Here is a 22,556-nt window from a genome sequence, read left to right on the forward strand (position 1 = left end):
TCAAACTCTCCGTTGAAGACTCTAGATATCACCAACCCGAAGGCCGGCTAATCAGTCATAGACAAAAAGAGTCAAATCACTAGCAAAAAACTCAACTAGCAAAAAATGTGTCGGCAACCATTCAGACGGAAGAATGAACAATCACCGACGAAAAATACTCACACCACACACAAACCAACCAAACCCCAAGAGGCGGTTGATCATTCGCGGATGTGAAGTACCAAAAAAATTTTGGCACTGACATTCATCGACACACTGTTGAGTTCTCAAAGAACACGCACACACCATCACCACGACCCTATGGCCGCCGCTCCGGGGCAACTTTTCCAGCCTATCCCAACCAAGTCACCGGCGCAAACCGGAACCCCGTGAAGAAAAACTGGATTGTGTTCGCCAGGCACTTCGTACAACCTCGTGTCACTCACCCTCGCAGGTGGGAGTCGGTGTCCGTGTCGCTCTGACCTGGACAAAGTTACGCGAAGATCAACACAACACCAAATCACCAGGTCAGAGCACTGCAGTCGGTTAACAGGCGATACTTTTCTCGAATTTTTGCTTCTCGCGATGACTTTCTGCGCCCACTGCGGTCTGTATGAGCAGGAACCAACAGGAACCGAAGCGTTCAGTAATCAATCAACCGAGTTCAAGGAGCACCCAATGTCTCGCCTTCTCTTCGTCAACATGCCGGTCAAGGACGTCGCCGCTACCCGTGCATTCTTCAGTGGCCTCGGCTTCGAGTTCAACGACATGTTCAGTGACGAGAACACTGTCTCGATGATCGTCAGCGATTCCGCCACCGTCATGTTCCTGAACGAACCGCGTTTCGGGGACTTCATCGCCGACGACATCTGCGACACGTCGAAAGCTCGTGAAGCACTGATGTGTGTGTCGGCCGACAGCAGGGAGGAAGTCGACACCTTCGTCGACGCAGCGATTGCTGCCGGCGGCAGCAAGTGGATGGAGCCCCAGGATCACGGCTTCATGTACGGACGCGCATTCCGCGACCTCGACAATCACGTCTGGGAGGTCATGTGGATGGACCCGGCTGCGATTGTTCCCCAGCAGTAACGCACAGCAACAGCAGTAACGAGCAGTCGCGCGGGTCCCTCCATACCGGAGGGCTCGCGCAACTCCTTGCCCCTACAACTCGGCAGGGCCCCTACAGCTCGGCAGGCAATCCGAACCGTGCGAACAGAATCAGATCGAAGAAACACGTCACGTGCGAGATCCCGGACTCGGTGACATCGAGAACGTGCAACTGGAAAGCGCGGTGAACACCATCGGGCTCGCGCATGTAGAGGCCGAACGCCGGCTGACCGTTCGCAGCGGTCGGAAGTAGGCGCATCGCTCCTGGTCCGTCGGCCGGGCATTTGGTTCCGATGAGTTGCCCGATTGCCTCGGGGCCCTGGTACCAACCCTCGAACGGAGGCATCTCCCAGATGGCTTCGCGCGTGAACAGTTCGACGATGGCCTCGACGTCGTAGCTCTCGAAGCTGTGCACGTAGTCGCGAAGCAACTTCCGGGCAGCCTCGGTAGTCGGTTCCACGAGATCGTCCTCGGTGGGTCCGATGTGATTGATCTGCGCGCGAGCCCGCTGCAGCAGGCTGTTTACCGCAGTGGTTGTGGTGTCCAGCGCCTCCGCAACTTCCGACGCCTTCCACTGGAGAACGTCACGCAGAACCAGAACCGCACGTTGGCGCGCGGACAAGTGCTGCAAAGCGGCGACAAGGGCGAGCCTGACCGAATCGCGATTGACGACCATGACGGCCGGATCATTGACGTCGCCCAACGCAGAATCGGCAATCGGTTCCAACCAGGCAATCTCGTTGCGCTCGATCAAATCGTCGGCCGGGTCCGAACTAGGTGCGCCGAGGCCGGTCGGGAGGGGACGCCTCGATCTCCCCTCCAGCGCGGTCAGGCAGGTATTCGTCGCGATGCGGTAGAGCCAGGTCCTGAGAGATGACTGGCCCTTGTAACCGTCGAACCCGCGCCAAGCCCGGATGAACGTCTCCTGGACCTGGTCTTCGGCGTCGTGAATCGACCCCATCATGCGATAGCAGTGCGCCAGCAACTCGCGGCGGTACGGATCGGCAAGAGTGAGGAAATCACTGTCCAACGCCTGATCGACTGTCATTTGTTCAGACTAGTGGCCGAGCGCCCGAAACACAGGCGTCGGCGAGAATTCGATCAGGCAGGCGCCTGCACCGCAGTCAACCTGGATCTCTTCCGGAGAACGAACCCCAGTGATTCGTAGAGTCTGATCGCATTCGTATTCGATTGCACTGCATGGAGAAATGGCAGCTCGCCGCGCTCGCGAATCCCGGCAGCGACGGCACGGATCAGCGTCGTACCCAGGCCTCGACCCCGAAAGTCGCTGTCAGTGCACACCGCACTGATTTCCGTCCATCCCGGAGGGTGCAACCGCTCCCCCGCCATGGCAACAAGTCTTCCGTCGACGCGAATGCCGTAGTAACTGCCCATCTCGACGGTACGAGGAAGAAACGGTCCTGGCTTGGTGCGCTCGATCAATGCCAGAATTTCGGGAACGTCGCCCGTTCCGAGAAGTTCGACCGACGGATCAACGGAGACTTCGAGTGCGGATCCGTCCATCTGCACCGAGCCGAACTGATCCACAACGCGCCACCCTTCCGGCGGGCGGTGATCAAATCCTCGCAAACCTACTGTGCCGCCAGGACCTACGAGTGTGCGTAGGTTCTCCCAGTCCTCGGCGTCCAACTCGGGCGGATGACCGACAAACGGCGCGACCGTCGGGTCGTATCGCGCAACTCTCCCTGCCCAGCGAGCGAATTGCGCATGATGTCCGCGAAGTCCTTGTCGCACAGGATCGTCCAGCGGATGGGTGCCGACATCCGTGTCAACTGTCTCGACAAACGACGCCAGGGTCGCCTCCGTGGTCATCGAACCTCTTCCTGCCCTATTTGCCTGTGATGGAGGCGAACGAACCTCCCCGCCCACCTCTATGACAACGCTAGGAACACTTGCTGTCGTAGTCGCCGGATAGAATCAAGATGATTCTGACCTCGACCTGTATTTCCGGCGTCAATCAGGGCTCGATTGCAGATCTGCACCAGGACATTCGTCGCGACGCCTCACCAACCGGAAGGCTATTTGGCATGAGCAACTCCGACCCGATCAGGTCTGCATTCGACCAGTTGCCCCTGAAGGAGATGGACGCTGCAACGCTGGTCTTCGCCATCGAGAGCGCCGTCGACGAGCTGGCGATCTCGGGTGAAACCCTACGGCTCGCCATGGAGGTCGCGACCCTTGCGCACCTCGATCAGTTCAGAAAGAACGGGATCAAGTCCGACGAGGATCCCTACATCGTTCATCCCCTACGAAATGTATTGCGGCTGCTTCGGTACGGGTGCTCCGATGTCGAGATCCTGAGCGCAACCGCGCTTCACGACACGGTCGAGGACCGACCACACGCCGTCATCGCGCTCCTCGGTGGCCAGACTGCAGACGACATGTCCGCATCCGAAGCGCAGGAACGTGCGTCAACACTCATCGCCTCGCGCTTCGGCCACAGAATCTCCGAACTTGTTGAGGCAGTGACCAATCCAATCGACTACCCACACGACAACACCACCGCCGGATATCAGGATCACGTCATCCGCGCGATAGCGGATCCCGCAGTGTTCCTCGTGAAGTTCAGCGACTTCGTCGACAACGCGGGAAGCGTGAAGTACCTGAACGGGACCGACAGACTGAGACTGGTCACGAAATACGAACCACTCGTGGAGCACTTCAAGCGGACTTCACTTGCTCTCGGCAACGCATTGCACCTCCCTCCCTCAGGACTCGACGCGATCGCAAAGCACATCGCAACCATCGAAGGCGATTTCTCGCATACGGTCCGACCGGACATAAAAAATACTCGCCAGTAGTACCGATCAGTAATAATCGAGCAACCCAGAGAATTCTCCGAATATGCGATTTTGTTACCAGTGAGTATTCACTTTCTTGCCGATTTCATAACCATCGTGATCCGTGTCACAAGTCCGAATTCCATTGCACCGCAATGATTTAACGCCATATGTGTAACCGTGGTTCACGTTGACTAATATTCTTCAATTCGCCCAGGTGACATGAGCGTCGACATACTGCATTCTTAGATAAACCAGGGATTCCCTGGAAGCAGACACAATATGTTGCTGATTCGTGATTGGAGCGGTTCTGAGTCCACGCCTGCAGGGTGGCGCACAAGGCACACAGTGTCTCAGCGCACACAGCGCTTCGGTGCACACAGTGCTTCAGCGCAGGGGACTCGACGAACCGGAAGGGCAATCACTTGCCGACGCGCAACCGGGGGAAACACAGCGCATCGCGGCGTAGTTCACGAACCGGGGAATCCGGGTATGTGGGACACGGTCGGCTCATATCGCAACGTACGTGACGAAGAATCTCATCAAGGACGGTGGCAGTGACAATGTTCAAACGAATCGCAGTGGTCAATCGAGGTGAGGCCGCGGTCCGGCTGATCAGGGCTGTACGCGAACTGAACGCCGAACACGACTACGGCATTCGCGTCATTGCACTGCACACCGAGGCCGAGCGCCGCGCCATGTTCGTCCGCCAGGCCGATGAGGGCGTGACCCTGCGCAGCACCGGCACCGGTAGCCCGTATCTCGACTACGCCGAACTCGAGCGAGCACTCCTCGCAGCCAAGGCTGACGCAGTCTGGGTCGGCTGGGGCTTCGTGGCCGAGGATCCCGCCTTCGCGGAGATCGTCGCGAAACTGGGCATCACGTTCATCGGCCCGAGCGCCGACGCAATGCGCCTGCTCGGCGACAAGGTTGCCGCCAAGATCCTGGCCGAGAAGGTCGGCGTACCGGTCGCCCCGTGGAGCGGCGGACCGGTCGAAACGCGCGCCGACGCTCGTCGTCATGCTCAGTCCATCGGATATCCCCTGATCATCAAGGCCCGAAGCGGCGGCGGCGGACGCGGTATCCGCAAGGTCTGGGCCGAAGACGAACTCGAAGTTGCACTCGAGCGCACGCAGGGCGAAGCAGAGCGGTCCTTCGGCGACCCCGTCGTCTTCCTCGAACGCCTTGTCACCGATGCACGCCACGTCGAGGTACAGGTCATCGCCGACAACCACGGCAATGTCTGGGCTCCGGGCGTTCGCGACTGCTCGATTCAGCGTCGCAACCAGAAGGTCATCGAAGAATCCGCCTCCCCCGTCCTGACCGAAGAACAGTCGGACCACCTCAAGAAGGTTTCCGCCGAACTGGTCAAGGCAGCCGGGTACCAGGGCGCAGGCACGGTCGAATACCTCTACCAGCCCGAGAACAAGCTCTTCACGTTCCTCGAGGTCAACACCCGCCTGCAGGTCGAGCACCCGATCACCGAGGTCACCACCGGAATCGACCTCGTCAAACTGCAGATCCTGGTCGCCAGTGGTGACGAATTGGTCGGTGACTGCCCGCCCGCATTCGGCCACGCCGTCGAAGCCCGCCTCAACGCCGAAGACGCCGACAACGATTTCGCGCCGGCACCCGGCACCGTTCAGCTCCTCAAGTTCCCGCTCGGCTCCGGCATCCGGGTCGACACCGGCATCGCTGCCGGGGACGTGATTCCGCCCGACTACGACTCGATGGTCGCGAAGGTCATCGCGTGGGGCCGCAACCGCTCCGAGGCACTTGCGCGTCTGCGCACTGCCCTTCGTGAAACCACCGTTGTACTCGACGGCGGCACTACCACCAAGTCGTTCCTCCTCGATCTACTCGATCGCGACGAGGTCATCTCGGCATCCGCGGATACCGGCTGGCTCGACCGCACGGGCGCCCTCACCGGCACCACTCGCCGCGCGGACGTCGCGCTGATCGCCACCGCCATCGATGCTTACGACGCCGAGGAGTCCCTCGAGCGTGCGGCCTTCCTCGCCTCGGCACGTGGCGGCCGCCCACGCGCCAATCACGCGATCGGCCGTACCGTCGAGCTCAACTACCAAGGTCAGGCATACAAACTGACTGTCGGGCGTATCGGCCCGCACCGCTACCGCGTCGACGGAGACGCCGGAGACATCGAGGTCGACGTCGATCGTCTCGGTGACTTCGAGTCACGGCTGGTGATCGGTGATCGCCGCTTCCACGTCGTTTCCGTCGTGAGCCCGGCTCGCTATCTCGTCGAGGTCGACGGCATCAGCCACCAGATCAGCCAGGACGACGCCGGCGTAGTCCGCGCGCCGGCTCCCGCCGTAGTGGTAGCAGTACCGGTCGCGGTCGGCGACGACGTCGAAGCCGGATCCACTCTGGTCGTGCTCGAATCCATGAAGATGGAGACCGCGGTTCGCGCTCCGTACGCGGGCAAAGTGCGTGAGGTTCTCGCTACCGTCAACTCCCAGGTCGATGCCGGCGCACCGCTCCTGCGCGTCGACCAGGTCAGTGAGGAAGCTGTCACGGAGAAGGCTCCGCGAGTCCAATTCGATCTTCCCGCAGCAACTTCCGGGTCCGATACCCGCGCAGATGCACTGGCACAGCTGGAAGCACTGACCGCGATGATCAGTGGCTACGACGTCAGCGGCAAGCACGCAAACGCTGTTCTGGCCGAATACGACGCACTTCGCAGCGCACTCGAATCCGAGGACCGCGAACTGGTCCAGGCAGAACTGGCTGTGCTGACCACCTTCGCCGACATCTGCGAACTCTCGCGCAACAAGCCCACCTCGGGCGAGTCCGCGAAGGACGAGTCCGTCCACAGCCCCCGCGAGCACTTCCACACCTTCCTGCACTCACTCGACTCCGAGCGCGAAGGTTTGCCGGCGTCGTTCCGCACGAGACTCGAACGGGCACTTCGCCACTACGACGTCACCGATCTGGAAGATCGCCAGGCCGTCGAGGAAGCGGTGTACCGACTCTTCCTGGCTCTGCAGCGCATGGAAGCCCAGATCCCGGTCATTGCAGCACTTCTCGAAGGCTGGCTCGTCGGCGACAAGGCTCCCGGTTGCTCGGCGCAGGAGCTCAACGAGGTTCTCGATCGACTCATCGTCGCGACGCAGGTCCGCTACCCCGTCATCGGCGACGTCGCCCGCAACCTTCGCTTCCGGTTCTTCGACGAGCCGCGCATCCGCAAAGTTCGCGAAGACGTCTACGACGGAGTACGCGGCAACCTCGCCTACCTCGAAGAGCAGCCGGACGCTGCAGATTTCGACGAGCGAATCGCCAATCTCGTCGCCACTCCCGAACCACTCCTGGACCTGTTGGGTCGAAAGATCGGCCTCGGCAACCGCGATGGCGGCCCTCTGCTCGAGGTCATCACGCGTCGCTACTACAAGATTCACTCGTTCGAAGACGTCCGCGTTTTCGAGCACGTCGACCGCCGTTTCGTAACCGGTAACTTCGACCTCAAGGGCGACGGGCTGCATCTGGTCTCGACGGTGGCCGAATTCGACGCTCTCGGAACGGCTCTCGACGATGTCGCCACGATCGCGCAGGATGCTCCATCCGGTCGCGGGCTGGTAGTCGACATCTACCTCGACTGGCCTGATCAGCCCGCCGACGGCGACGCGCTCGTCGAGACGCTGCGCACCGAACTCTCGCGCAACGAGACGATCACACGGTCTCGCCGCGCGACGGTGATCATCTGCAACCCGAACGGGGATCCGGTCCGGTGGGTCACCTTCCGCCCCGTCGACGGCGAACTGGTCGAGGACCACATCATCCGCGACATGCATCCGCTCACGGGTCAGCGTCTGGACATGTGGCGTCTGAAGAACTTCAACGGCAAGCGTCTGCCGGCTCCGGAGAACACCTACCTGTTCCACCTCTCCGCCAAGGAGAACCCGAAGGACGAGCGCCTGATCGCTCTCGCGGAAATCCGTGACGTGACACCGCAGCTCGACGACGAAGGCCAGATGGTTGCGCTTCCGGCCATCGAGCGCACACTTGCCGCGTGCCTCGACGGCATCCGCCGTGCGCAGTCCCAGCGCGGAGACAAGCGTCGACTGGCAGCCAACCGCGTCGTGCTGTACGTGTGGCCGGTCGCCGACGTTCCCAGCGAACGCTTCTCCGTGATCGCTCAGAACGCAGCCCGACTGACCGTCGGCGCCGGGCTAGAAGAGATCACACTCATCACCCGCCTGAAGGACCGAAAGGGCGGCGCGCCCAAGGAAGTTGCGCTGCGATTCTCCTACCGCGCAGGTGCCGGTGTGGTCATCAACAAGACCACGCCTCCCACCGAACCGCTGCTCCCCCTCGACGCGTACGCCCAGAAGGTCCAGAGTTCGCGGGCACGCGGCACGGTGTACCCGTACGAGCTGATTCCGCTCCTGACCGGCACCAAGGGCACCTTCGTCGAGCACGACTTCGACGAAGCGGGCGTCCTCTCACCTGTCGAGCGTCCGTACGGGCTCAACAAGGCCGGCATCGTCGTCGGCCTCGTGAACACTCCGACGCCGCGCTATCCCGAGGGAATGACCCGTGTCGCGCTCTTCGGTGACCCCACCAAGGCGCTCGGTACCGTGGCCGAGGCCGAATGCTCACGCGTGGTCGCTGCCATCGACCTGGCCGAGAAGTTGAACGCCCCGGTCGAGTGGTTTGCACTGTCCTCGGGTGCCACCATCTCGATGGAGAGCGGCACCGAGAACATGGACTGGGTCTCCCGTGGCCTGCGCCGGATCATCACCTTCACCCAGAACGGCGGTGAAATCAATATCGTCGTCACGGGAATCAACGTCGGCGCTCAGCCCTACTGGAACGCCGAAGCCACCATGTTGATGCACACCAAGGGCATTCTGGTGATGACCCCGGACAGCGCGATGGTGCTGACCGGCAAGCAGTCTCTCGACTACTCCGGTGGTGTGTCGGCCGAGGACAACTTCGGTATCGGTGGTTACGACCGCGTCATGGGCCCCAACGGCCAGGCACAGTATTGGGCCCCCGACCTCACTGCGGCGTGCGAGATCCTGTTCCGTCACTACGCACACTCGTACCTCGCTCCCGGCGAACGGTTCCCGCGCCGCGCAGCGACGACGGACCCTGTCGATCGCGACGTGCGTAGCTTCCCGCACACCCACCCGTCGAGCGACTTCGAGACGGTCGGCGACATCTTCTCCTCGGCGAAGAACCCGGATCGCAAGAAGCCCTTCGACATTCGCACCGTAATGCGTTCGGTGGTCGACCAGGACCACTCTGTTCTCGAGCGTTGGGCCGACATGGCCGGCGCCGACACCTCGGTCGTTCTGGACGCGCACCTCGCCGGACATCCGGTCACAGTGGTGGGCATCGAATCCCGCGCGATCCCACGTAAGGGGCACTTCCCCGCCGACGGTCCCGACACCTGGACGTCGGGAACGCTGTTCCCGAACTCGTCGAAGAAGACTGCCCGCGCGATCAATGCTGCGAGCGGCAACCGTCCGATCGTGGTGCTGGCCAACCTGTCCGGCTTCGACGGTTCCCCGGAGTCGCTGCGCAACATCCAGCTCGAGTACGGCGCCGAGATCGGCCGCGCCATCGTCAACTTCGACGGACCGATCGTGTTCTGCGTCGTCTCCCGCTACCACGGCGGCGCGTTCGTCGTGTTCTCCGGTGCGCTCAACGACAACATGGAAGTTCTTGCTGTCGAAGGCTCGTTCGCGTCGGTACTCGGCGGCGCCCCCGCCGCCGCAGTGGTCTTCACCCGTGAGGTGAACACCCGCACCAACAACGACCCGAAGGTGCAGCAACTGGAGGCAGACTTGGCAGCAGCCAAGGATGACACGGAGAAAGCACATCTGCGCGTAGAACTGAACGCTCAGCGCATCGCCGTCCGCTCCGACAAGCTCGGCGAAGTGGCATCCGAATTCGAAGCGATCCACAACATCCAGCGGGCCCGAGAGGTCGGCTCGGTGGATGAGATCGTCCCTGCCGCAGAACTGCGTCCGCAGATCATCGCAGCAGTCGAACGCGGCATGAAGCGCGCACTCGCGCAGTAAGTTTCTCCGCACGTCGAGCGGTCCCGCGAAATGCGGGGCCGCTCGATTTGTGTCCAGGCCTCGATTTGTGTCCAGGCAGCGCCTGCGTCAGACGCCCTCGAGCGCCTCTCCGATCTCTTCGAGGACGTGATTGTGCTGCTCTGTTGCGAGCAGATGCCCCGCTGCAATGGTGACTGCCACGGGCCACTCGATGATCTCGAAGGCGACCATCAGTCCCATCACCGCAAAGTAGGCGATCTGCTCGGGTCTCGGAACAGGGATGGCACCGACGATCGGTAGCTCCAACTCGAAGCTCCGTGCCGAACGGACGGATTCGACTACCGCGCGGTGATCGACGGGGTTCGTGTGGTCGACGGTGTTCTGGGACATGTCACGATTCCTCAGGATTCATCTCGGGTCGCCCGGGAGTTCGGCGACGTGTCACTTCCAGCAGCGACGCTCACAAGCGTGTCCGATTCACCGGTTTCCGCTTCTTTGATTTCCACGTCGCTGATTTCCACGCTGTCGCGGGCGCTGACTCCCCCGGTTCGGGAGGTGTACGCAGTGCTCGTTCGCGTCGGGATCTTGCGAATCGTCGACTGACCGTTCGCGTTCTCCTCAGTTGCGGCAATCCGCTCCAACGCCCGCGGGGCCAGCGCCGCGAGCAGCGTCGCCGCCGACGCGCAGCCCACCGCTTGGCCCCAGGCGATGGGACCGAGCGGCGTGCAACCGAGAAATTGGCTCACCACGGGTGTGCTGACGAGCGTCGCCAGCGCCGCAGCGGATCCGGCAACGGTTGCGACCACCAGCGGACTGCGTGATTCGAGCAGCGTCTGCCCCAGTTGGGTGCCCACCAGGGCAACCAACGCCACCGTCGACGCTCGCCGCCTCCTACCGCTCGCCCGGGCCAGAAGCCACGCTGCCAGCGCACCGATTGCCGTGGCACCGCCGCGGACAGCGATCGTCTGCCACAACGCATGAGCGTCCATCTGTTCGGACTTCTCGGATCCGTTCTCGGACGGGGTGCTCACCGCAAGCGCGGCAGCGGGCAAGGCGTCCGTCATCAGATTGACCAGTAGCAACTGCCTTGCGTTGAGCGGTGATTCGCCGGACAACGCAGAACCGATCAGCGCGAATGCGACTTCACCCGCGTTGCCTCCGAGCAAAACCCCTACCGCTGATCTGACCCGCCGCCACAATTGACTGCCCTCGTCCAATGCGTCGGTCAGTCCGCCGACACGGCCGTCGAGGAGCACGATGTCTGCGGCGCCGCGCGCCGGATCACTGTCGGTCGACGCCACCCCGATTCCCACGCTGGAAACTCGGATCGCCGCAGCATCGTTCGCGCCGTCACCGACCATGGCGCACACCCGCCCGTCGGTCTCCAACGCTTGCACGATCTCGACCTTCTGCTCGGGTGTCACGCGCGCAAAGACGCTGCTGCCGCGGACCGCATCCCGTCTTTCGGCGCGAGAGAAGTTCTCCCAGTCAGGACCGGTGACAACATCCTCGCGTGCGACGTCCAACCCCAGTTCGGTGGCGACCGCGGCCGCTGTTGTCGGATGATCCCCGGTCAGCACGCGCACTTGCCGTCCGTCGCCTCGAAGTTCTCGAACAAGTTGCGTTGCTTCGGGTCTGAGCGTGTCCGAGAGTCCGAGAAGGCCGACCGCTTCCAACCCCTCGGAGCAACACTGTTCGAGAAATTGCGAGTCTTCGCCTGCGCGTCGCGCGTCGTGTTCCGACAACTCGCGCTGGGCGACGGCAACCACCCGCAGTCCGCGTCCGGCCATGCTTTGAACGTGCTTCGCCGACACAGCATTCGGATCTCGTCCTGCTTCGGTCACGAATTCCGGCGAACCTTTGAGTGCGATCCGCCTGCCGAGCAAAGCTGCCGAGTACGGCCGCCCCGACCTGAACGGAACGAGGTTGTTCGCCTCGACGTCACCGAAAACCGAAGCATCGTCCAGAGCTTGCTGGGCTGCATCGACGACGGCGGCATCCGTCGAATGAAACACGCGATCGTCGCGACTTCCCAAGGCACTGCGCGCCGCAACTTCCAGAATCTCGCTTTCGTCCCAGCCGTCGACGCGTTCGACCGCGGCCACCCGTAGCTTGTTCTCGCTGAGGGTTCCGGTCTTGTCGAAGCAGACCACGTCGACACGACCGAGCGCTTCTATCGATCGTGGCGCACGAACCAACACTCCTGCTGCAGTGAGCCTTCGCGCTGCGGCCTGCTGAGCCAGAGTGGCAACCAGAGGCAGCCCCTCCGGCACGGCAGCCACAGCCACGGCCACACCTCCGGTGACGGCGCGGCGCAGACCGGTACCACGAAGCAGACCCGCGACTGTCACCAACGCCCCACCGCCGATACTGGCCGGCAGGGTCGCCCTCGTGAGTTCGCGAAGTCTGTTGGTCAGGCCCACAGCAGGTCCGGATCGGGACACACCGACATCGGCACGCCTGGTCACCGTTCGGGCTCCGATGGCCGTGACCACGCCACGACCGGATCCGGCAAGCACTGTTGTCCCTGCGTAGGCCATGCACCGTCGCTCGGCCAGTGGCATCCCAGGGGTCGGGTCGGTCTGCTTGTCGACGGGCAGGGACTCTCCCGTCAACGACGACTCGTCGACTTCCAGTGATTCGACGCTCAACAGGCGACAATCTGCGGGCACGATGTCCCCGGACTCGATTGCCACGACGTCACCGAGTTCGAGCGCGTCGGCCGCTGTCTCGACCGTGCCGTCGTTGGTTACTCGCCGAGCTACCGGTTCCTGAGTCCGCAAGAGCCGCTGCACCGCCCGCTCCGAATGAAGCCGTTGAACAGCGGACATCGCGGCATTGCCGACCAAGACCGAGCCGACCAGGACGGCGTCTACCGGTGAACCGAGGACTGCACTGGCAGCGGAGCCGGTCGCCAACACAGGCGTCAGTGGATCCGCCAATTCTGTTCGCAACGCCGACAATCCGTCACGGATCAACCTGAACCGTGCGGGCGCTCGCACACGAGCTTCCGCACGGTGCGGTGTATGTCGGATGGATTCGGATAGTTCGCGAACGACAGCATCACCGTCCATCTCATGCCAGGTATCGCTCGGAGCACCGACAGGGACGGGCGCTTTAATCACAGATCGGGACAAGGTGTATCCGGTCCACAGTCCCGCGGCCGAACCAGCCGTGACCGGCCCCGGCCCTGCCCCTCGAACTCCCGGAAGCATGATCAAGGCACCCAATGCCGAAGAACCTGAGGAGAGTTCGACACCGCGCCTCGTCGCTGTTCGAGCAGCCGGGAGCGCATGGACAACCCGCCACGCCCCGGCCAAGTCGGTGTGGATGTCGGCACTCACGTGCTCGCCACTCGGTGGTGAAATCCCGATGCGTAGCACTGCCTGTCCCGATATCGCCCTACTCGACACGATCGCAACTGTCCGACCCTCGGCCACCAACGCCGAGAGAGCCTCGCGCAGGCCGGCTTCGGCAGTCGATTGCGCCGGATAGAGCTCGTCGAATCCACTTCGCAGTGATCCGAGCCCGTCGTCGTCGATCGTGACGGCTGCGACCCCGGCCGCACGTATTTCGCCTATCAGTGTTTCCGCCAGACCTTTTCGCACGGGTCGCACGACCACTTCGGCGCCGCCGATGCGGTGCCTTCCCACTCCGACAGTTCCGTCGTTCAGAGCTTTCCTGGCTTGTTCCCACACTGCGACGCGATCCGACTCGGCCACCTCTCGTATGTCGGAAACCCGGAGCGAGTCGTCGAAGAGGACGCTCGGATCGACGAGGACGGTGTCAATACGATCGAGCATGCGTAGAGCCGCAGAGTCCGAAACGGCGGTGTGGTGCGTCCGACACAGACCGTATGACACACCAGCAGCGAATGATTCGCGCGACATCCGAAGCGGCCGCGGCGCCGAAACCTTGATACTCGTCGCGACGGTGTCACCGCCGGCGGACACGGTAGCCAGTGCAGCCCCGGCCGCCAGCTGAACCCCAGCGATCCTGTCGGCATAACGCTCCCCCGGACCACTCGGGTCAGGCCTCGTGGAAGCACCGCGACCGCCAGGTTCGAATGACCACACCCGCCGAGAGTTTCGCGCCGCCAGAGTTTCGCGCAGCAGCATCGTCCGCAGCCCGAAATCCACGCCCAATGACGCAGGCGCATAGGTCAGAACATCCGCGAACGACGTCGCCGACTCCAATGCGAAGTCGGTGAGCGAACGGCCAAGGCGCTGTTCGATTCGCCGACGCACCCGGGGTTGATAATTGATCGCCGACGCGGCCGCCGAGACATAGGCGGAACCTGGGATTCGCGGGGCACCGAATATCGATCCCGCTGCTGCAGGAATCATCCCCACACCCGCCAACGCGAGGGTGCCGGTCCGCAACGCCACGTCACTGACAGCGGTTCGCGGAATCGTCGAACCGCCCACCAACGCGAGTCCCGACAACGCCAGGCGCGGCGGCAAAGTTGCCACCGACACCGCACGCCGGGCCATCGCTGAGAACATCAGTGAGTGGATCGAGTGTGCGAAGAACTGTGAGTTCGATCCTGTGACCGGCCGGCCGCCTTGTGGGAGTTTCCGCTCGATTCCTTCTTTACCTGTTCCGGCTTGCTCGTGCGGCCAACCGCCTTGACCTGGCGATCCGGCCGACCGCTCTTGCGATCCCATTCGTGGAGTACCAGGGCCGTGCCGCCGACTGCCAAGAGCACCGGCCATTCCACCAATCCCGCCGCACCCACGGCCGCCATCGTGAGAACCGCCGTCGGCGTCGAGGAACTACCCGCACGAATTCCGTCTCGGACACCCTCCGCCGATCCGCGTATCCCGCCCGTCACTCCACCGATCACTCCACCGCCGACGGCTCCGGCCACCGTCGTCGTTGCGTCTGCCACACCACGAACGACGCGGGTGGCTTCGTCCACAATCATCATCGGACGCTCCTATCAGCAGTCCATCGAAGAATTCAGTATTTGAGGCCATACCCAACACCGACGGCGGCAATCACGATCCGATACATTTTTCGGCGAACCTGGCGAGGGCGCGCCATCGCCAGCGCCGTGAGAGGGTACGGTGCGGGATGCAGCGACCACCTTCATCGACGGGAGTTCCACACAGTGGCGATCATCGGAAATTCGGACCTCGACATCTTCCGACTTAGCTTGGGCGGCAACCCTTTCGGATGGACAGCAGACGAGAAGACGTCCTTCGAGATCCTCGACTCGTTCGCCGAAGCCGGTGCAAACTTCATCGACACCTCCGACTCGTACACGGCGTCGGCTCCCGGCAATTCCGGCGGGGAATCCGAAACGATCATCGGGAAATGGATCACCGATCGGGGACTGCAGAACGACATCGTCGTCGCCACCAAGGTGGGTAGCCATCCCGATTTCAAGGGCCTGAAGGCCGACAACATCGCGGCCGCAGCTGAGGCGTCGCTGCAGCGCCTGCAGACGGACTGCATCGATCTGTACTACGCGCATTTCGACGACCCGCAGACTCCGCTCGAGGAAACTCTCGAAGCCTTCAATGCGTTGGTCGTCGCGGGCAAGGTTCGCTATCTCGGAATCTCCAACTACAGCCCCGACCGCGTCCGGGAGTGGCTGCGGATCACCGAGGAGAACGGTTACGCCGCGCCCATCGCGCTGCAACCGCACTACAACCTGGTTCACCGCAAGTCGTACGAACCCGAACTTGCCCAGATCGCCACCGACAACAACATCAGCGTCTTCCCGTACTTCGCTCTCGCTTCCGGCTTCCTGACCGGAAAATACAAGACCCGCGCGGACATCGAAGGCAGCTCCCGCGAACGACTGACGGCCGGATACTTCAGCGACGCCGGACTCGACGTCGTCGCGGAACTGGCGACAATCGCGCAGGCACACGACAGCGAGATCTCGACCGTCGCGCTGGCCTGGCTGCTGACTCGACCGGGCATCACCGCACCGATCGCGAGCGTCAGCCGGCCCGAGCAGCTCCCGGCGCTACTGGACGCCCCGAATCTGGTGCTCTCGTCGAATGAACTGGACACTCTCGAACGGGTGTCGGCGGCAGTCGGAGCCTGAGATCAGGCAGTTTTGAGATGAGCGCCGAGGGCCGTGTTGTTGATCGTCCAGAACGACCAACCGTCATGGCTCTCGGTGTCGCCTGAGATGTGACCGGTGACGGCATTTGCGGCCGCGGTCGGATCTGGGAATCGGCGGCCTTCCATCGGTCCGCGCATGATCTCGACGACCTCGGTGGTTTCGTCGAAGCGCCCGACCCAGCGATATCCGTGGCAATCGGCTGTCATCTCGAGGCGATTGTCGACGACTTCGATCTCCTCGACACCGCTGGCGCGACGCTTCTTCGCGGCGACTGGCGACGTCTTACGCTTGGTCGCAACCGGGGTCTCGACGTAAATGCTCGGATCCTTGACCGCGGCCAAGCCCAGCGCATCCCAACGATCGTGACCGTGCACGACGCGCCCACGCGGAATCGCGTGATGGCCGGTGCGATTACGTCCGGGGCTGTCCATGATCCACAGGTCGACCTCGGCGCGGATGTCGTCGGCGACCTCGTTGGAGGGCAACATGTAGAACTCGTGCGGATCTGCTGCCAGGTCGACGAACACCCAGAACTCGGAGCGGGTGTCGTCACTCTCGAGCGACTCGTCCTGACGCCTGGCCTGCCAGTCACCGTCGAGCTTGGACCGCACGCGGACGATTCGGCTGACACCGTCAGCGCCCGTCACCTCGACGGGATTACGACGTGAGTGCGTGAGACGGACAGCCTTGCCCCCACGCTGCGTAGCTTCGGAAATGAACGCATTGATGCCGCGGCTTGCGGTGTCTTCCATGATCGACCTGTCTCGAGCGGGTACGCCCGCATCACCGGATCGGCATCGGGGTCGAGCATTGAGCGAAATCCCGGCCTTTACTTCGATCGTGTGGCCGGTCAGTACCCCCGACCTTACAGCTCCGGCGACGGCCTGACTACGGCGCCCGACGCTCGTTCCCAGAGGTCAGCAGTGCAATGTCCCCGTAAAGCGCCGCCCGGTGAGCGAACATCAGCTCTTCCACACCGTCGAATTGATCCCCGACGTAGTGCGTGTTTGCAGCCGAAAGTTCACGTGAGCCCGAGCGCGCGAGTAGGTCGTCGATCCGGCTGTCGAGGCTCGCTGCATGCGCAACCGCGCGCTGCGAACTCAACTGATCCTCGGCCCGTGCGACCAGGTCACCGATCCGCGCGAGGGCCGCGACGCGCTCGACCAGCTGGTCCCAGACCGCGCCGAGCGCTTCCCTGCGCGAAGCGATTCCAGCTCGGGTTCCCTCGTCGCGTGCCAGTGCAGCCGCGTCGTCCAACTCCGCAAGAATCGAACGCAGCGCGACGGTGTCGACCGCGATCTGGGTGATCTCGTCGGCCAGGTCGAGTTGGTTGCGCTGAATGACGAAGTGGTCGGAATGCCACGCGCTGGAGCTTTCGATCCGGTCGAACAGATTCCCGGCGAGGTAAAGCAAGGCGTCGTACTCACCGGCGCGTCCCTCGGGTTCTGAATCGACCAGTCCGTCGAGGACTTCCGCGATGCGCCTTCCGGCATCGGCGATGACACCGGTTCCCTGGACCTTCCCGAACTGGGCGGCAAGTTTGTCGAGTGCTGCGTTTCCACTGCTGGCCACGACACCGAGCCCCACCGGCAGCTTGGCTGGAACCGGTGTACGGGTGAGCCCGGCAAAGAGAGCCTCGCGTTGCTCGACGTCGAGATGCAGGCCGTCGCGCCGGTCCTTGCGGATGGCACGGACACTGCTCGCGAAGTGACGATTGGAATGCACGATCGCCGATCGCATCGACTGAACGCGCTTGTCGAGCGCCTGCACCCGTCGTTCGAGGACAACCTGAACAGGGCCGATGCGAGTCGCGAGCAGTCGACGTCTGGTGCGGGCCAGCTCGTCGGTGAGATACCGCAACTCCGAGAAGCCGCCGATCTCCGGGAACGAACGTCCGACACTGCGCCGGTTCGCCAGGATCGATCGCGTCGACTCGTCCCCATACCCCCCGGCAATCAGCAGCGCGACATCATCGGACAACTCCGGCCGGTTCGACTCGACGGTTCCCGCCGCACACCACTCCCTCACTCGGGTGGAGATGAGCGTTCGCCGTTCGGTCACCGATGCCACGACAAAGACGTCGTCAGTTCCGTCTCTCATCTCACGGCCATCCGTCATCTCACGCCTCCTGCTGGGTGCCGGTTACCACTGTTCCAGAATCTGCCGACACGCGCCCGACCCCTGCGACCCAGCTCGACGCACCCCTGCCATACCGTAGGCGGGTGACCTCCCTGCGATCAGACGCGCACGCAGGTCACTCGCGCGCATCGAAGACTGATCCAGCAGTTCAACCGCTGCTTCCCGACCTCGCGATCGAACAACTTCAGTCCTTGTTGCATGTACGTTCCTGGACTCTCGCGGAATGGTTCGCGATGGCCGACCAACGCGGATTCCTCGCGCCCGCGGCCAGTGTCCCGCTCTTCATGGAAGCCGCGCTGAAGTATCCCGAGCACCGCGAGGCGCTACTTCGCCTCGCCGGTCGACGCGGGCAGTACCTGGCGGAGCAGAACCCGGATTGGGCCCAGCTACGACGAATCGGATCACGCCGGGACGAGCTGTGGCTTTCGCCCGATCGGGACGACCGTACGGCCTGGTTCGATTACATACGTACGGTCGACCCGGAACTGGCGAGCGAAGAGCTCGAGATCGCTTGGGACGACGAGGCCACGGCAAGCCGGCTGCACTTCCTCGACCATCTCGACGTCGGGCTGGGTGAACACGACTACGCGCTCCTCGAGCGTGCACTCGACGATCCAGCCGTGCGGGTCCGTGAGCGTGCAATTCAACTACTACGGCAACTCCCCCGATCTCCGTTTGCCTCTCGAATGGTCACTCGGGCTCGGTCCTGGGTGCGGCTCGAGACGAAGCCCTTGCGGCCGCGCCTTGCCGTCCGATTGCCCGGCTCGCTCGACGACCTCGCATTTCGTGACGGCATCGAAGACGTCCACTACAAGAACAAGGGCATCCGGCGCTGGTGGTTACGGCAAGTCGTGACCGCCACTCCGCTGACGCTGTGGGAATCTATGGCCGGTTCGCCACGCGAGGCCCTCACCATCCCCATCGAGAAGCAATGGCGCGCGGTGATGATCGAATCATGGATTGCCGCAACCGTTCTCCAGAAGAACACCGCGTGGGCGTCGGCATTTCTGGAGCGGGACGGGCGCACGACCGACCGGAGAATCGTCGCCATCGCGGACCCACGCGAGCGCGTCGAGTACATCGTTGCCGGCCACGCGGACGAGTACCTTCTGGGCGTCGACGGCAGCGCACTACTCGACGGCATCGACCGCCCATGGCCCCTGGCCGTCGCCGAAAAGTTGTTGAATGCCTTGGAGAACGAAGCGATGGAGCATGCTGCGACGGGTGAGGACTTGGGCATCCACTCGCGTCACAGTCACTTTTCCACCCTGCGAAGCGTGCAGGCGCGCTTCCCTTTCGACGCCGTACCGCTTCTGCAGGACGCGGCGGCACGAACGAGCGACCCCGGGTGGCAACAAGCGTTCACCGACAGCGCCGTCAACATCGAGCAGCGCCGACTCCGCTTGGACGTCCTGCGCAATCACCGCTGAACGACGAAGGGGCCGCATCCTTGGAACGGAATGCGGCCCCTTCGTCGTTCGTGAAAGATCAGACCACGCTGACCATCTCGTGATCAGCCACACCGGCGGCCAACACCCGAAGGTGATCTTCGGTGCTGCCGAGGGTGTGCTCGATGGCGACGAGACGGCTCACGTAGTGCCCCACCGGGTACTCGGCGGTCATACCGATACCACCATGCATCTGGATCGCCTCCTGGCCGATGAGCCGAGCCGAACGCCCGATTTGCAACTTCACCCGCGAAGCGATCACTGGATCGACGACGCCGTCGGCAAGGGACATCGTTGCGTACAGACTCATGCTGCGTGCCAACTCGAGCGAGACGTACAGGTCGGCGGCGCGGTGTGTCAGTGTCTGGAACTTTGCGAGGGGAACCCCGAATTGCTTACGCGTCTTGAGGTATTCGGTGGTCAGGCGTAGCGCCTCTTCCATCGCTCCGACAGCCTCGGCGCACAGCGCGGCCTGCTCACGGATCTGCGCGGCCTGGATCAGAGCAGTAGCGTCACCGCCCTCACCGAGTGCTTCGGCCGGCGTATCGGTGAACTCGATCTGCGCCCCGCGCAACCCGTCGTGAGTGGCGTAGGACTTGCGTACCAAACCGGAGGCATCGCTCTTGACGAGGAACAGTCCGACGCCACCGCTGGGGAGCGCAGCGCTCACGACCAAGATGTCCGCCGTCGCGCCGTGGCCGACGGGATTCTTGATACCGGTGATGGTCCAGCCGCCGTCGACCTGGGCCGCCGCGGTGGCCCGTTCGGTTGCCGGCCAACGGATTCCGGGTTCCTGGTCGGCGAACGCGAGGAACGTGGTGCCCTCGGCCACTCCGGGAAGAATCGACGAGCGCTGCTCTGCGCTGCCCCCTTCGGAGATGAGCCCGCCCGGCGTCACGACCGCGTCGAGTAGCGGCTCGGGTGCCAAGCGTCGACCGATCTCGGTCATGACCGCGCCGATTTCCACTGGGCCGGCGTCCATGCCGCCGTCGTCCTCGGAGAATGTCAGGCCGAGCAAGCCGACCTCGGCCAACTGCTTCCAGACCTGCGGGCTCCACCCGGGATCGGAGTCGATGATCGCGTTGCGCTTTTCGGCGTCGTAGCTACGCGCGAGGAGATCCTTGGTGGTGTCGCGGAGAAGTTTTTGTTCGTCGTTGAGTTCGAAGTCCATGCCACGCCTCACAATCCGAGGATCGAGGAGGCGATGATGCTGCGCTGCACTTCGCTCGATCCGCTGTAGATGGATACCTTGCGGTAGTTCAGGTACGTCGGGGCAGTGTGCTGCGCCCAGCTCGCGGAGGCGATGTCGCTGCCCGCGTCGTACGGCAGTGAATCAGGGCCGGCCACGTCCATCAGCAGTTCGACGCTCGCCTGCTGCAATTCGGAGCCACGAAGCTTGAGCAGCGACGACGCCGGGTTCGGCTGGCCGTCAGCGGAACTGGCGACCACCCGGAGCTGAGTGAGCTCGAGGGCAAGCAATTCGTTTTCGAGTTCGGCGAGGCGAGCAGCGAAGAGCGGATCTTCGAGCAGTGTTCCGTTGCCGACCTTGACCTCGGCAGCGCGGGCCTTGGCCTGGGCCAGACGAACCTTCGAGAAACCGACGCGGGTGACACCGGTGCGCTCGTTGCCGAGCAGGAACTTGGCGTAGCCCCAGCCCTGGTTCTCTTCACCGACCAGGTTCTCTCCCGGAACGCGGACGTCCTCGAAGAACACTTCGTTGACCTCGTAGCCGCCGTCGATCAGCTTGATCGGGCGGACCGTGACGCCAGGCGTCTTCAGATCGACAAGGATGAACGAGATGCCGGCCTGACGCTTGGGCGCATCGGGATTGGTGCGCACGAGGCAGAAGATCCAGTCGGCGTACTGTCCCAGCGTCGTCCAGGTCTTCTGACCATTGATGACCCAGTCGTCGCCGTCGCGGACCGCACGGGTCTTGAGCGAAGCGAGATCGGAACCGGCCTCGGGTTCGGAGAATCCCTGGCACCACCAGATGTCGAGGTTCGCAGTCGCCGGAAGGAACTTCTCCTTCTGCTCCTGCGAGCCGAAGGCCGCGATGACCGGACCGACCATGTTGGCGTTGAACGCCAAAGGTTCGGGAACCGACGCAAGCTGCAGTTCGTCGAGCCAGATGTTGTGCTGGACCGGGGTCCAGTCCTTGCCGCCCCACTCGACCGGCCAGTGCGGTACCGCCAGACCGTGAGCGTTGAGGATCTGCTGCGCCTCGACCATACGGTCGCGCCCCAACTCCTCGCCGTGGGCGTACGCCTCCCTGATGTCCGCGGGGATTTGCGTACGGAAGAACGTCCGCATCTCGTCGCGGAACGCTAGTTCCTCGTCGGTCAATGCCAGGTTCATCGGGATTCCTTCGCACTCGAAACCGGATTCATGTTCGGTTCGACCGTACCCCGACAGCTATGGAGGCGGAACAGGTACCGCAAAAGACGGCACTCGGGGCCGACCTCCTACACGGTTTTCAGGACCAACAGGTAACCCCCGCCCGCGGCGTCGATGCTTGTTTCGACATTCAACGCGGGAGCCAGACGCGACAACCGATCGATCAGCCAATCCGACGCTTCCTGGGCGTCGTCCTTGCCGGGGCAGCGAGCGACGGCGACGCGGCCACCCTTTCGCTCAAGCTGCTCCACGACCCCGATGATCGGGGCGGGATCCACGACGAACAGCCGATCCGGCCATTCCACAACAGGTTTGACCGCACCCTTCTTGGTGTTGCATGCGCGGTGCGCCAAGCGTTCGACGCCACCTTTGGTCTTGCCACCCTTTTTTGCGGTGTTGATGCTGTCGATACTCGGGCCGCGCGGATCATTGACGGACATATCGGGATCGACCGGTTCGTCACACAGCCAGCAGCGCCAGGATTCACGTTCGCCGACTTCTTGAAGGGTGCTCATGTGGCAACGGTACCGTGCGCACTTTCGGCTGCTTCCGCTACCAAAAGTGCGCACGGGGCCGAAGG

General features: G+C 63.1%; 15 protein-coding genes and 1 rRNA gene (1 of these 16 cut by a window edge). 5 read left to right on the forward strand and 11 right to left on the reverse strand.

Annotated features, from left to right (window positions below):
* Positions 1-16, reverse strand: a 16S ribosomal RNA gene (locus tag KTR60_RS19380) (it extends 1,502 nt beyond the left edge of the window).
* A 641-nt stretch (positions 17-657) separates the two neighbouring features.
* On the opposite strand from KTR60_RS19380, the gene KTR60_RS19385 reads away from it, so the two are divergent.
* On the forward strand, positions 658-1,068 hold the full coding sequence (locus tag KTR60_RS19385) for a VOC family protein (protein WP_228401162.1): 411 nt from the start codon (positions 658-660) through the stop codon (positions 1,066-1,068).
* A 91-nt stretch (positions 1,069-1,159) separates the two neighbouring features.
* On the opposite strand, the gene KTR60_RS19390 is transcribed toward KTR60_RS19385, so the two are convergent.
* Both KTR60_RS19390 and KTR60_RS19395 read right to left on the reverse strand, forming a co-directional pair.
* Entirely contained in the window at positions 1,160-2,134 is a 975-nt protein-coding gene (locus tag KTR60_RS19390; protein WP_228401163.1) for a sigma-70 family RNA polymerase sigma factor, read from the reverse strand.
* A 53-nt stretch (positions 2,135-2,187) separates the two neighbouring features.
* Positions 2,188-2,919, reverse strand: coding sequence for a GNAT family N-acetyltransferase (locus KTR60_RS19395; protein WP_070161784.1), 732 nt, complete (start codon positions 2,917-2,919; stop codon positions 2,188-2,190).
* Between the two features lie 215 nt (positions 2,920-3,134).
* On the opposite strand from KTR60_RS19395, the gene KTR60_RS19400 reads away from it, so the two are divergent.
* Both KTR60_RS19400 and KTR60_RS19405 read left to right on the forward strand, forming a co-directional pair.
* Positions 3,135-3,908, forward strand: a complete 774-nt coding sequence (locus KTR60_RS19400; RefSeq protein ID WP_228401164.1) for a hypothetical protein — start codon at positions 3,135-3,137, stop codon at positions 3,906-3,908.
* Between the two features lie 542 nt (positions 3,909-4,450).
* Positions 4,451-9,934, forward strand: a complete 5,484-nt coding sequence (locus KTR60_RS19405) for a carboxyl transferase domain-containing protein (protein ID WP_030536903.1) — start codon at positions 4,451-4,453, stop codon at positions 9,932-9,934.
* An 87-nt stretch (positions 9,935-10,021) separates the two neighbouring features.
* On the opposite strand, the gene KTR60_RS19410 is transcribed toward KTR60_RS19405, so the two are convergent.
* From KTR60_RS19410 to KTR60_RS19420, 3 genes are read right to left on the reverse strand one after another with little or no spacing between them, the layout of a single operon-like run.
* Positions 10,022-10,303 (reverse strand): hypothetical protein, encoded by a 282-nt coding sequence (locus tag KTR60_RS19410; protein WP_030536904.1) that lies wholly within the window; start codon positions 10,301-10,303, stop codon positions 10,022-10,024.
* 11 nt (positions 10,304-10,314) lie between these two features.
* Positions 10,315-14,418 (reverse strand): cation-translocating P-type ATPase, encoded by a 4,104-nt coding sequence (locus KTR60_RS19415; protein WP_228401165.1) that lies wholly within the window; start codon positions 14,416-14,418, stop codon positions 10,315-10,317.
* Positions 14,418-14,843: a hypothetical protein gene (locus KTR60_RS19420; RefSeq protein WP_030536906.1), complete on the reverse strand. Its 426-nt coding sequence runs from the start codon at positions 14,841-14,843 to the stop codon at positions 14,418-14,420. Before KTR60_RS19420 ends, KTR60_RS19415 begins: the two co-directional genes overlap by 1 nt.
* Positions 14,844-15,026: 183 nt before the next feature.
* Here KTR60_RS19420 and KTR60_RS19425 point away from each other — a divergent pair, with 183 nt between their 5' ends.
* On the forward strand, positions 15,027-15,974 hold the full coding sequence (locus tag KTR60_RS19425) for an aldo/keto reductase (RefSeq protein WP_007732210.1): 948 nt from the start codon (positions 15,027-15,029) through the stop codon (positions 15,972-15,974).
* Positions 15,975-15,976: 2 nt separating this feature from the next.
* On the opposite strand, the gene KTR60_RS19430 is transcribed toward KTR60_RS19425, so the two are convergent.
* Together KTR60_RS19430 and KTR60_RS19435 are read right to left on the reverse strand one after the other, a co-directional pair.
* A complete protein-coding gene (locus KTR60_RS19430; protein ID WP_003945109.1) occupies positions 15,977-16,747 on the reverse strand; it encodes a hypothetical protein in 771 nt (256 codons plus the stop codon).
* Between the two features lie 136 nt (positions 16,748-16,883).
* Positions 16,884-18,113: a hypothetical protein gene (locus KTR60_RS19435; RefSeq protein WP_228401166.1), complete on the reverse strand. Its 1,230-nt coding sequence runs from the start codon at positions 18,111-18,113 to the stop codon at positions 16,884-16,886.
* A gap of 104 nt (positions 18,114-18,217) precedes the next feature.
* Between KTR60_RS19435 and KTR60_RS19440 the strand changes: the two genes are divergently transcribed.
* Entirely contained in the window at positions 18,218-19,564 is a 1,347-nt protein-coding gene (locus KTR60_RS19440; RefSeq protein WP_228401167.1) for a DUF5691 domain-containing protein, read from the forward strand.
* A 58-nt stretch (positions 19,565-19,622) separates the two neighbouring features.
* Here KTR60_RS19440 and KTR60_RS19445 read toward each other — a convergent pair whose 3' ends face one another.
* From KTR60_RS19445 to KTR60_RS19455, 3 genes are all read right to left on the reverse strand, one after another.
* Entirely contained in the window at positions 19,623-20,753 is a 1,131-nt protein-coding gene (locus KTR60_RS19445; RefSeq protein WP_042450334.1) for an acyl-CoA dehydrogenase family protein, read from the reverse strand.
* A gap of 8 nt (positions 20,754-20,761) precedes the next feature.
* Positions 20,762-21,937, reverse strand: coding sequence for an acyl-CoA dehydrogenase family protein (locus KTR60_RS19450; RefSeq protein WP_007736177.1), 1,176 nt, complete (start codon positions 21,935-21,937; stop codon positions 20,762-20,764).
* Positions 21,938-22,044: 107 nt separating this feature from the next.
* Positions 22,045-22,491 (reverse strand): hypothetical protein, encoded by a 447-nt coding sequence (locus KTR60_RS19455; RefSeq protein ID WP_007736175.1) that lies wholly within the window; start codon positions 22,489-22,491, stop codon positions 22,045-22,047.
* Positions 22,492-22,556 lie beyond the last annotated feature (65 nt).

The sequence above is a fragment of the Rhodococcus sp. C1 genome, assembly GCF_020809065.1.
GTDB classification, from domain to species: Bacteria; Actinomycetota; Actinomycetes; order Mycobacteriales; family Mycobacteriaceae; genus Rhodococcus_F; species Rhodococcus_F qingshengii.